Annotated in this window: 6 protein-coding genes; all 6 read left to right on the top strand. The window is 41.5% G+C overall.

What is annotated here, in order from left to right; genetic code table 11:
- Positions 1–42: 42 nt before the first annotated feature.
- Genes ACOYVE_RS08685 through ACOYVE_RS08660 form a run of 6 tightly spaced genes read left to right on the top strand, consistent with a single transcriptional unit; the run spans position 43 to position 12,352 of the window.
- Positions 43–1,101, top strand: coding sequence for a hypothetical protein (locus tag ACOYVE_RS08685; protein WP_014856542.1), 1,059 nt, complete (start codon positions 43–45; stop codon positions 1,099–1,101).
- Between the two features lie 10 nt (positions 1,102–1,111).
- Positions 1,112–2,110 (top strand): D-glycero-beta-D-manno-heptose-7-phosphate kinase, encoded by a 999-nt coding sequence (gene rfaE1 / locus ACOYVE_RS08680; protein WP_014856541.1) that lies wholly within the window; start codon positions 1,112–1,114, stop codon positions 2,108–2,110.
- Positions 2,107–2,583: a D-glycero-beta-D-manno-heptose 1-phosphate adenylyltransferase gene (gene rfaE2, locus ACOYVE_RS08675; RefSeq protein ID WP_014856540.1), complete on the top strand. Its 477-nt coding sequence runs from the start codon at positions 2,107–2,109 to the stop codon at positions 2,581–2,583. Before rfaE1 ends, rfaE2 begins: the two co-directional genes overlap by 4 nt.
- A complete protein-coding gene (locus ACOYVE_RS08670; protein WP_014856539.1) occupies positions 2,583–7,070 on the top strand; it encodes a hypothetical protein in 4,488 nt (1,495 codons plus the stop codon). The genes rfaE2 and ACOYVE_RS08670 overlap by 1 nt, the downstream gene beginning before the upstream one ends.
- Complete coding sequence (gene rnr / locus ACOYVE_RS08665; protein ID WP_014856538.1) at positions 7,070–9,169, top strand: ribonuclease R; 2,100 nt, start codon at positions 7,070–7,072, stop codon at positions 9,167–9,169. The genes ACOYVE_RS08670 and rnr overlap by 1 nt, the downstream gene beginning before the upstream one ends.
- An 18-nt stretch (positions 9,170–9,187) precedes the next feature.
- Entirely contained in the window at positions 9,188–12,352 is a 3,165-nt protein-coding gene (locus tag ACOYVE_RS08660; RefSeq protein ID WP_014856537.1) for a peptidase MA family metallohydrolase, read from the top strand.
- Positions 12,353–12,360 lie beyond the last annotated feature (8 nt).

The raw sequence follows: 12,360 nt of genomic DNA, 5'->3' as shown, positions 1-12,360 counted from the left end.
TATTATTTTTCCATTCGTAATTTTCGTAAATTCCATGCGACTATGAAAAAAATTATTCTATATTTTCTATTTTATGCATCGCTTATTGTCGCGCAACAGGACGGCGACAAGTTCGATTTTTTTTTGAAAGGCGCTAACATTACCGATATCCATAAAGACGGACAGAATTTATGGGTAACTACAAACGGAAGCGGCATTTTTCTGTTCCAAAACGGTCAATGGCAGCATTTTTCGACATCAAAAGGCAACATTCAACACGACTACTTTTTTTGCGTTACATCGAATAAAGACTACGTATGGGCGGGTTCGATAGACGGATTGTTCACTTACGACAAAAGGAGGAAAAACTGGTCGAAAAGAAAATTCGGACTCGGCGGGCAATTAGCCAACTGGATTCGCTCCATTGAATACGATCCTTACGAAAACTCAGTTTGGATCGGCAGGTTCAAATATCTGACAAAATACGATTTGAAAACGCGTCGATATACCGACTACGATTTGACCGTCGGGGGCAACAATCAGTCGAATATGATTAAGACAATAAAACTTGAAGGCGATTCCCTCGTCTGGTTCGGAACCGAAGCGGGATTGCACAGATACTATAAATCGAAAGACCTGAACGATCCTTCGGCAATCGTTTTTTTCGACAACAGATATAACTATTTCAACGGCGAAGGGGAACAAATTTCGATATCATCGATTCTATCCGAACGCGATTATTTATGGATTGGACTCGATGAATTCATAACCGAAGAACGCCCGGAATTCAATACAGGCGGACTGTTCAGATACGACAGGATCAACAACTGGCTTCGCTTCGACGTTACAAACGGACTGACGGGAAACGGGGTCTACGACCTTGCACTGATAGGAAATTACATCTGCGCTTCGCTTTATCAGTTCGGCATTCAAACAAAAGAGCCTTACGGCAGGGGACTTGTATTGATTAACAGATTAAATAATCAGATACTTCCCGTTCGCGACGACAGGATTCCGTCTACCGTCAACAAATTGTTCTTCGACGGCGGATATTTATGGCTCGGAACCGACGACGGTTTGATTAGAATAAATTTCATTAACGAATTAGCGCTATGGAAATAGGAGATTGACAATGTTAAATATTTCCCACAAGGAACTGCTGTCCTTGAAAGAAAAATTCAAAAACAAAAGAATTGCGGTTATCGGTGACATGATGCTCGACAGTTATTACAAAGGGAAAGTCAGCAGAATATCTCCCGAAGCTCCGGTGCCGGTAGTCGAAGTCGACAACGAATTTTCTAGATTCGGCGGCGCCTTAAACGTAGCGTACAATATTTTAACGCTCGGCGGAACGCCTCTGCCAATAGGAATAATCGGCGACGACTCCGAAGGCAAACTCCTCAAAAAATTGATGCGCGACACCGGAATTTCCGACGAAGCAATTTTCACCGACAAATCGAGACCGACCACGTCCAAAACAAGAGTGATCGCTCACAGTCAGCAGGTTGTGCGTATCGATAAAGAATCGACCGCTCCCCTTTCCAAATCGATAGAAAAGAAAATTATCGATTATATCAAAAACGACTTTTCCAACATCGACGCTATAATTCTGCAGGATTACAACAAAGGCGTACTTACTCAGAATCTTATAAGAGAAGTTATTAAGAAAGCTAACGAAGAGAACAAAATTATAACCGTAGATCCCAAGTTCAATAACTTTTTCGAATACAAAAACGTAACGGTATTCAAACCCAACAGAAAAGAGACCGAAGACGCATTGAGTATGAAGCTCCGGAGCGACGACGACATATCAATAGCAGGCGAAAAACTTCTCCACAATTTAAATGCTCGTTATATTTTATTAACTTTAGGCGAAGCCGGCATAGCGTTGTTTGAAAAAGGAAAACCCGAGAAACGCGTGCCTACCAAAGCCCGGAAAGTTGCGGATGTTTCCGGCGCGGGCGATACCGTAATCTCAACAATAACAATAGCGCTCGCCGCTGGGATTGATATCTACAACGCGGCTTACCTGGCAAATTACGCCGGCGGAATTGTATGCCAGGAAGTAGGCATAGTTCCGATAAATATCGACGACTTGATTAACGCAGTTAAGGAAGAATTAAAAAAATGAACGCAATTTTATCGCAGGAAGAACTTATAAAAATCAGAGAGCAATTGGCAGCTCAGAACAAAAAAGTTGTATTCACAAACGGATGTTTCGATATAATTCACGCCGGTCACATCGATTATTTAATTAAAGCAAAACAATTGGGCGATATTTTGATTGTAGCCGTCAACTCGGACGAATCTGTAAGAAGAATTAAAGGCGAAAAACGACCGATACTAAAACAGGAAGAACGAACTTTTATTATTTCGAATCTCAAACCGGTCGATTATGTGACTGTGTTCGAAGAAGACACTCCTTACGAGATAATAAAAAAACTTGTGCCGGATATTCTGGTTAAAGGAGCGGATTGGTCAAAGGATAAAATCGTAGGCGCGGATATTGTGGAAAACAACGGCGGCGCAGTTGAAACTATCGAATTCGTCAACATTCAATCTACATCGAACATTATAAATACTATTTTAGATCGGTATAAATAATGCCGGCTGAAAAGAACAAATCGAAAAAATCCTTATTCAGAAGGATTGTAAATTTTTTTATTGCCGCCGCATTGCTTATTGTTGGACTGATTGTTCTTTTCATCGGTTTTTCGCAAACCCGCACTTTCAGGGATTATCTCAAAGATAATCTGATTGATATCGTCAATTCGAATACAGATGCAAAATTATCGATTGAAAACATTGAAGGCACAATATTAACCTCGCTCTTTATCAACAAACCTCTCTTGACCGTCGACAAGGATACCCTATTGTATGCGGACAAATTAATTATTAAAACAAGTCCCTTACAACTTTTATTGAAACGGATTTACATTAGGGAAGCGGAATTAAACAATGCTTCAGTCAATCTATTACAAAACGAAACCGGCGCATGGAATTATTCGGCTCTCTTCAAGCCGAAAGAGAAAGAAGACGCTACTTCGTCCGAGTTTACGTTCAAAATAATAGCGCCCAAAATAAGTCTGGTAAACTTCAATTTCAGAATGCAGAGATACGACCGCCGGGGATCGATTTCGGTTTATAAAAAATTTAACGCCGACGATTTAAGAATTGCAAACATGAATCTGGAAGCCGAGGCGTTCCTCTCCCCTTCTGAAAAAGCTTATATGCTGAATGTAAAGTCGATGTCGCTGACGAGTAATTTCAATAATTTTTCGATTAAAAATCTGAGCGGCATATTCGAAGCGACGAGTAAATACGCTTCGGTAACGAATTTTAATCTTGTCACTGAACGTTCCGATATCGCTATCAGCGCGCGACTCGACAGTCTGAATATTTTCGGCGATATTAATCTGGAGAATTTCAAGTCGTACCCCGTAGAGCTTAAAGCCGATATCAAAGCGTTTGACTTCGACGATCTTTCGTCGTTCATCAAGAGCACCGAAATACTAAAAGGGAGACCGTCGCTCGCGCTCGATGCAAAAGGAGAATTCGGCAACATCAGGATCGATAAACTTTCACTCAATTATTCGGACACGGATTTAAATCTCAGCGGATACCTCAGAAATTTGCATCGCCCTTCTGAATTATATATCGACGCGAACATTAAGAATTCTTCGATAGTTTACGAAAACGTTTTGAGGCTGCTCCCCTCTCTCAAGCTTCCCCGTTTTAATAAACTAAGACTTACAAATCTCAATGTTGATTATCACGGCTATCCTGCTAATTTCAAGGCAAAACTTGCCGCCGAAACGGGAAGGGGTCAAGGCCTCGAACTCGATTGCGCGTTGAACCTGAGTAAATCTCCGGTGCAATACAATATTAATTTTATCGTAAAGAATCTCAACCTGCAGCCTGTTATAAATATGCCGACGCGCATAAACGGCAAAGGAGCTATCGCAGGCAGTTCATTTAGCCTTAAGGAGCTCAATACTATGCTAAAGTTGGAAGGGAGCGACTCGTACATCAACAACGTTCCCGTATCCGATTTCAAAATAAGCTCTACGGCTTCCAATGGCGAAATCGAACTCGACGCGACCGCCTCGGGCGCGGCGGCGCGGCTCGATATCAAAGGCAATCTTACTTTTCTTCAGGATTACGTACCCCGCTACTTTTTAGTCGGAAGGCTGAATAACCTGGATTTATCCCAATTCAACAACGACGAAAATTACAAAAGCGATCTCAATTTTTATTTCAGAGCCGACGGCATGAATTTTAATCCAGACAGCATAACCGGCACATTCTCGTTCGGAATCGATTCTTCTTCGATTAATAACAAGTTCATAGATTATGCCAATTTGGATTTGAAGCTTGTCAACAGGAAAGATTACCGCGCGATAAACATCAACTCAGATTTGTTGGATTTCAATATCGAAGGCAATTTTTCGTTGAACGACGCCATCGAGCTCGTAAATTACCAGACTAATACAATCATACGAATCTTCAGAGAAAAAATTGAAAACGTAAATCCGATAAATATAGTCTACGAAGAAGAAGTTACGGATTCGGTGGAAATTGAATTGCCGGACGTAATCAAGAAAAATATAGAGTTCGATTTTAATTTCACATTCAAGAATTTCGAAATTGTAGCCGCGCTCATAGGCAAGGAAAATCTCGACATTTCAGGAACGGGCTACGGCGCTGTAAAAAATAACTCCCCGAATTTTTCAATCAACACGTCGATGAATCTCGATTATATTATTCTACTGGACAAAGAATCGACAATCTATCTGTCGGATGTTGAAGCAGACGTCAATTTCATCAGGAATAATTATTACAATTCGTTCGATAAATTATTCGGAATAGCGTCGTTTTCATCGAAAAGATTTTACAGCGGCACGAATGTCAAAAATATTACAACCGACCTCGTATTCAATCAGAGCAAATTGTTTTATAATTTATCGGCAGACATTGAGGATTACGCTTCGGCTCATGCCGAAGGCTATCTTACTACGTCGCCTACCACCAAATATTTCAATATAGACAACCTTATGATCAGGTATAAAGATATTGAGTGGAAAAACAAAGACACAATCCGAGCCGTTTATGACGATAAAAATTTCCGTTTTGAAAATCTGAATTTATGGAGCGACACCACATACCTCGCCGCTTCAGGATATATCGACAACGAACGCAATCAGAATATCTCTATCGAGCTCAATAAACTGTCCGGGAAAATAATGAGCGCATATTTTCTCGGGGGCGAGGACCCGCTTCTTAATATTAATTGCAGTCTTTACGCGGATATCCGGGGCAATCTCAATTCCCCGTTAATCGATTCGAAAATTGATCTTAAATCGATCTATTATTCCGGCTATAATCTAGGTAAGATGGAAGGCAAATTAAATTACGGAAATAAAATTATTAGCGCCGATTTGATATTTACGGATTCTACTTATAATTATAATAAGCCCGCAATGACCATTAATGGAACGATACCATACGACCTTGCTTTTACGAAGGTAGACGAGCGAGTGCCGGCGGATAAGGAAATGAAAATAAATATTTACTCCGATAATTTTAATCTGAAAACGCTCGGTAAAATTTTTCCGGGCATTGAAAATCAGGACGGATTGCTTCTATCGGATATTAAACTCAGAGGCAGTATTGACAATCCACGCTACTACGGTAATTTATCCGTGAACGACGGCTCGTTTAAATTTATGGCCAACAATATCAACTATTCTTTCGGGCTTCGTTTCCGGCTCGAGGATCAAAAAATCGAAATCGACACACTCTATATCTCGAATGCCGGCGGCGTCAAGGACGGTGGTACTATTAACGGCAAGGGAACCATGTTGATGCAAGGATTTTCATTGAAAGACTTATCCGTCAATGCCAGGGGTAAATTAGCCGTACTGAATGAGAATTCCAAAACCGTTAGCCCTCAAATGTACGGCAACCTTACTATCGAAACCGATCCGGAATGGCTATTAACGTGGCGCGACGACCGTATTTTCATAAGGGGAAACGTTCTGGTTAATAATGCCAATTTATATTACACGCTCGGTGAAGAAACCGGAAGAACGCAAAACAACGATTATCGAATTGTTTTCCTGGTCGACTCATCGAAAATCGACAAAGAACTGTTGAAATTTCAGGAAGTTCTGGAACAGGAGAAAAAACTTCGCAAAGATTTAATGAGCGGTCGGAAATCCTCGATAGACGTCGACTATTCATTGGGGATCAGAGTGTCCGACCGCGCTCAGATGGTCTTTATTCTGTCCCAAATTGCAAATCAAAGACTGATTGTTGAAACGCGGGGGGATATGACTTACGAGAGCATTTCCGGCAACACGCGCGCCCAGGGAGTCTTTGAACTCTTAAACGGCTCCAAACTGGAATTCTTCAAAACCTTTGACGCCGAAGGAATTATCCGGTTTGAAAGCAGCATCTCAGAACCTTATCTGGATATTACCGCGACATATATTAACGATTACATACCGCCCTCCGACCCGGATGCAACTCCGGAAGAAGTGGCAATTAAAATTTTCATAAAAGGACCCATCTCCGCAATCGGCAAAAACCTGGTAAACAATCCGGAAAGCATTGCAATCTACGTGGGCAAAAAGAACATTCAAAATAATGTTAGGGAAACCAAATACGATTACTCGGACGCCTTTTCTTTTATACTTTTCGGAAAATTCAAGAATGACTTAACCGCGCAGGACAGAGCCGAGACTGCGGGAATTCTGAGCGATTTCCAGAGCACAGCCACCTCATTCCTCGGTTCGCTCCTGACCAATTTTGTGAACTCGGCGGTGGGTGATCTGGTTAATAATATACAAATTAGCAGAACCGGCGATCAAACGAAGTTTCGTTTTTCCGGAAAAATTCAGAACTTGCGTTATAGTTTTGGCGGAACTACAGAGATTTTCCAAAACATTAATAAAGCAAACATAAAAATAGAATACCCGTTCAATCCTAGTTTCCTTATTCGATTGGAACGAAAAGATCCGATCATTCAAACTCCTGGACTGGACGAAAAAGTTAATGAACTGGCACTCAAATATAAATTCGAATTCTAATGAAAAACAAAATCAAAGCCTTCTTTAAGAAGCATCCCGGGCTTAAAATTAAAGCCAAGGATCTAGCAAAAAAATTAAATATTTCCTCTGAACACGAATATGCCGAATTAAAGCATATTTTATTCAAACTTACGGAGGAAGGATATTTAACCAAATTGGGTAAACGCTATTTGCTCAATTCCTCCGAACCCCAAAATTTGGTTGGCACACTTCAAATAGTCGACAGCGGAGCCTACGGATTCGTTATTCTGAAAAACATTAAAAGAAACGACGTCTTCGTCGCCGGTAAAAACCTCAATACGGCCATGAACGGCGATCTCGTAGAGGTTAAATTGCTCGAAAAGCAACGTGGTAAAAATATTGAAGGAATAATTACAAAGGTTATTGAAAGGAAACGCAATCAGATAGTCGGGGTTTTGAAAAAAAGCGACTCCTTCTTTTTTGTGGAACCCGACGACCCGACTATACACCGCGACGTCTACATTCCGCAGGCGAAACTAAAAGGCGCGAAAATCGGCGATAAAGTTGTTGTCGGAAATATCGTATGGAAATCCCACAATCTGAATCCCGAAGGACAGGTTATTGAAGTTCTGGGCAAAGCGGGTCTGTACGACACCGAAATTGCCTCGATTGCCAGAGAGCTGGGACTTAAATACAAATTCCCGAAAAAAGTAATCAAAGAAGCCAATTCCATAACCGATACAATTCCGGAGGAAGAAATTGCCAGACGGGTCGATTTCAGAAACAAGAACGTTTTTACGATCGATCCCGACGACGCGAAAGATTTCGACGACGCTCTTTCCGTAGAAGAACTGCCCAACGGCAATTACGAAGTGGGCATTCATATCGCAGATGTAAGTCATTACATCCACGACGACTCCTTCCTGTTCGATGAAGCTCTGGAAAGAGGCAACAGCGTCTATATCGTAGGTAAAGTTATTCCGATGCTGCCGGAAAGACTATCCAATATAATCTGCTCGCTCAATCCCGGCGCCGACAGACTTACCTATTCCGTAATAGTTGAAATGACTCCCAATGCAAAAATTGAGAGTTACGAAATTGTTAAAACTGTCATCAACAGCAAACGACGATTTACTTACGACGAAGCGCAGGAAATTCTGGATACCGGAAAAGGAGACTTTAAAGACGAGCTTCTTTTGCTGAACAAACTGGCAAAAAAACTGAAGCAAAAAAGAATAAGGAAAGGAAGCATAAACTTTTTCAAGCCTGAGGTTGTCTTTAAACTGGATGAAAACGGCAAACCTGTAGATATACTTATCAAAGAGATAAAAGAGAGCAATAATCTGGTGGAAGAATTCATGTTGCTTGCTAATCAGATAGTAGCTCGTCACGTAAAACCGTCGCGTCATAAAAAATCGGACGAGTATCCGTTTATTTATAGGGTTCATGACGTACCCGACCCTGACAAGATTAATGAATTCGCTCGATTTGTCAAATCACTCGGATATTCTTTTGACCCCAATGCGGCAAATAAACCGATGGAATTCCAGAAACTTCTCGATGCAGCCAAAGGAAGCGAAGAAGAAGCGGTTATAAACGAAGTCGCAATCAGATCGATGGCTAAAGCAGTCTATTCTACCAATAATATAGGGCATTACGGTTTGGGCTTTAAATATTACACACATTTTACTTCTCCTATCAGACGTTTTGCCGACCTGATGGTGCACAAGCTTATTTATGATTTCTTAAAAAACAAAAAGACAAAATTTCATATCGACGAGTTGGAGGAAATTTGCGAACATATTTCCGCCAAAGAGCGCGACGCATTAAGCGCCGAAAGATTGTCGGTTAAATTGAAACAAATCGAGTATCTGAAAGGTAAACTCGGAGAAGAATTCGAAGGAGTTGTATCCGGTATAACCAACTTCGGCATTTTCGTCGAATTAAAAGACACCCTGGCCGAAGGCCTGATAAAATTGAGAGATATGGAAGACGACTACTATATCTTCGACGAGAAGAATTATCTGCTCATCGGAAAACGCACAGGCAGAAGCATTCGTCTCGGAGATAAAATAAAAGTGCAACTTATTCGACTCGATGAAGAAAAACGCGAAATTGATTTTATTTTAATCGATTAATTGTCCGGAGCTGAGACAATGAAAAAATTTATGTTTTTTTTCCTGCTGTTCGTACAAGCCGTGGTTTACCCGCAATTCGGGCAAAACAAGGTTCAATATAAAACATACGACTGGTACTACATTCAAACGAAACATTTCGACATCTATTTTGCCGTCGGCGGAGAAACAATTGCGGAATTTACCGCTTATGCGGCGGAAGATGCGCTCAAAAGAATCGAAGACGATTTCAATTATCAGATCAACAACCGGATTATATTAATACTTTATAATTCACACAACGATTTTCAGGAAACCAACGTCACCGATCAATACACCGGCCAGGGCGTCGGAGGCTTTACGGAGCCGTTTAAAAACAGAGTCGTTATTCCGTTTGAAGGTTCTTACGAAAAATTCAGACATGTAATTCATCACGAATTGGTTCACGCAGTCATGCAGGATATGTATTACGGAGGCTCCATTCAAAACATAATTTCCAAAGGAATTACGCTCCAATTGCCGCATTGGTTTATGGAAGGATCCGCCGAATACTTTTCCCAGGGATGGGAAACTTATACCGACATGTTCATCAGAAATGCAATTATCAGCGAAGTATTACCGGATATACAGGGATTAAGCGGATACCTCGGCTACAGAGGCGGTCAATCGGTTTTTAAATATATCGCCGATACGTACGGCAGAGAAAAACTTGGCGAGTTAATAAATAAAATTCAGGGACTCGGCTCGCTCGAAGCGGCAATGAAAGCTTCTCTGGGTATCGACCTGGAAGAATTGAATGAAAGATGGAAAAAAAGCCTCAAAAAAGATTATTGGCCCGATATTGCCTATTATAAAGATCCCGACGAATTCGCCAAAAGATTAACCGACAACAAGAAACAGTACGGTTTTTATAACACCAGTCCCGCTCTTTCCCCTCAGGGCGATAAGATCGCTTTTATTTCCGACAGAGATATTTTCCTCGATGTCTATATTATGGACGCAATCGAAGGTAAAATTATAAAGAAAGTGGTCGAAAGCGGTAAAGCGGCGGATTTCGAAGAATTGAATATTTTGTACCCTTCACTGACATGGGCGCCGGATAATATCCGTATAGCGCTTTCGACTAAGAGCAGCGGATACGACGTAATTTCAGTTATCAATACGGAAACGGGCGAAACCGAAGAACTACCCTTCCGACTCCCCGGCATTGAATCGGTCGACTGGTCTCACGACGGTTCCAGAATTGCCTTCTCGGCGCATAATGAAAAACAATCCGACATTTACGTCTACGACTTCGAAAAGAAACAACTGATAAACGTCACCAACGACATATTCAGCGATACGGATCCCAAATGGACACCCGACGGCACAAAAATAATTTTTTCTTCCGACCGGCAGGAATTTACAGAACCCGATATGATTCCCGACGATTTTATGATGAGCGGTCATAACTACAATCAACTCGACATTTACATGGTCGACGTCGATTCATATAAAATTGAGAGAATTACGGACTGGGATTTAAGCAACGAAAGGTATCCCGAAGTATCGCCCGAAGGCAAAGAAATTCTTTTCATTTCCGACAGAAACGGTATCAACAATATTTACCGTAAAAAAATTGTGCCGGATTCTACCGAATCGATTGTCGATATAAAAGCCTATCCGATTACGAATTCGCTTTGCGAAATCAGTCAGCCTTCCATTTCTTACGACGGTAAAAAACTCGTGTTCACCGCGCTCTATAAACAGGGATATAATCTTTTTATGTTGAATAATCCCTTTGACATGAATCCAGCTGCAGATTCGTTAAAACCGACGAAATATATGGAATCGCTGTTCAGGAAGGACGTGTTTGTATTGACAGATTCCGTCGCAGTCGATTCTCTCAATTTAGCGGAAGAAGCCCGGCAGGATTCCGCAGACGAGCGGACTTCTCCCAAATTTTTTGTGGGACAGTACAAAGAAAACGAGGATCAAGACACTGCCTCTTATGATTTAAGCAGATACGTTTTCGGACAAATCGACAATAACGACAGTACGCAGGTAATTATGAGGCAAAAATTATTTACGGAAAAACTCGACGACGAAGGCAATTATCTTGTCAACCGGTATAAAGTTAATTTCACACCCGATTTAATTTACGCAAACGCAGGCTACAGTACGCTTTACGGATTGTTGGGCACAACTGTTCTTTCATTCAGCGATGTGCTTGGCAATCACCGTCTGATCGGCATTACAAGTTTGCAAGTCGACTTAAAAAACAGCGATTACGGTCTTGCATACTATTACCTCGAAAAGCGTATGGATTTCGGAATAGAAGCTTTTCATACAGCGCGGTTTCTTTACCGAACAACCTTTTTCGGATACGAATTATACAGATTCCGCAATTTCGGATTGGTTACGTCGTTCAGTTATCCGTTCAACCGTTTTTATCGACTGGACGGTTCACTCAGCATAATGAGCGTTTCGGCTGAGAATCTGGATAACTATTTCGAACCGGTGGATAAATCGACATATACGGTGCCGGCTGTCAGCTTTGTCCATGACAATTCTTTATGGGGCTACACATCCCCGATCGAAGGTGCCAGATATTCGGTCACATTATTCGGTAATACGGGATTTTTCAATACAAAACAGAGTTTTTATTCGATTAACTGGGATTACAGAAAATATTTCAGGTTCTTTTTCGACAATTCTTTTGCAATACGTTTGTCAGGCGGATATTCAGGCGGAGCCAATCCGCAGCGATTTTTTATGGGCGGTACGGAAAACTGGATTAACAGAAGTTTCGCAACGCAGGATGTGCCCGTGCAATCGGCTTCCGATTTTGCATTTTTATCGCCCGCCATGCCGATGAGAGGTTACGATTATGCCGAGCAGATTGGCACAAAATATTCTCTTCTGAATCTGGAATTGAGAATGCCGATTATCAGATACCTGCTTACGGGTCCTCTTCCCCTCTTTTTCCAGAATATTTTGGGAACTGCGTTTCTCGACGCCGGCGCTGCATGGACGGACAATTCCAATTTAAAATTATTCGGTCGTAACCAGGAAGGAACATTGATAACCGACGATCTGTTGCTCGGCGCCGGCGTGGGATTCAGAGTTTATATGCTATTCCTTTGGAAAATTGATATTGCCTGGAAATGGAACCTGGAAGGTTTCTCCAAACCGAGATATTACCTATCGATCGGATTAGACTTTTAAAAAGAGCT

The sequence above is a fragment of the Melioribacter sp. genome, from assembly GCF_049325435.1.
Lineage (GTDB): Bacteria > Bacteroidota > Ignavibacteria > Ignavibacteriales > Melioribacteraceae > Melioribacter > Melioribacter roseus.
Note: the sequence above shows the minus strand (reverse complement) of the source record. Positions and strands in the feature narration are given on the sequence as shown.

Coding starts and splice junctions, on each gene's coding strand:
- ACOYVE_RS08685 (WP_014856542.1), top strand. CDS start 43: ATGAAAAAAATTATTCTATATTTTCTATTTTATGCATCGCTTATTGTC.
- rfaE1 (WP_014856541.1), top strand. CDS start 1,112: ATGTTAAATATTTCCCACAAGGAACTGCTGTCCTTGAAAGAAAAATTC.
- rfaE2 (WP_014856540.1), top strand. CDS start 2,107: ATGAACGCAATTTTATCGCAGGAAGAACTTATAAAAATCAGAGAGCAA.
- ACOYVE_RS08670 (WP_014856539.1), top strand. CDS start 2,583: ATGCCGGCTGAAAAGAACAAATCGAAAAAATCCTTATTCAGAAGGATT.
- rnr (WP_014856538.1), top strand. CDS start 7,070: ATGAAAAACAAAATCAAAGCCTTCTTTAAGAAGCATCCCGGGCTTAAA.
- ACOYVE_RS08660 (WP_014856537.1), top strand. CDS start 9,188: ATGAAAAAATTTATGTTTTTTTTCCTGCTGTTCGTACAAGCCGTGGTT.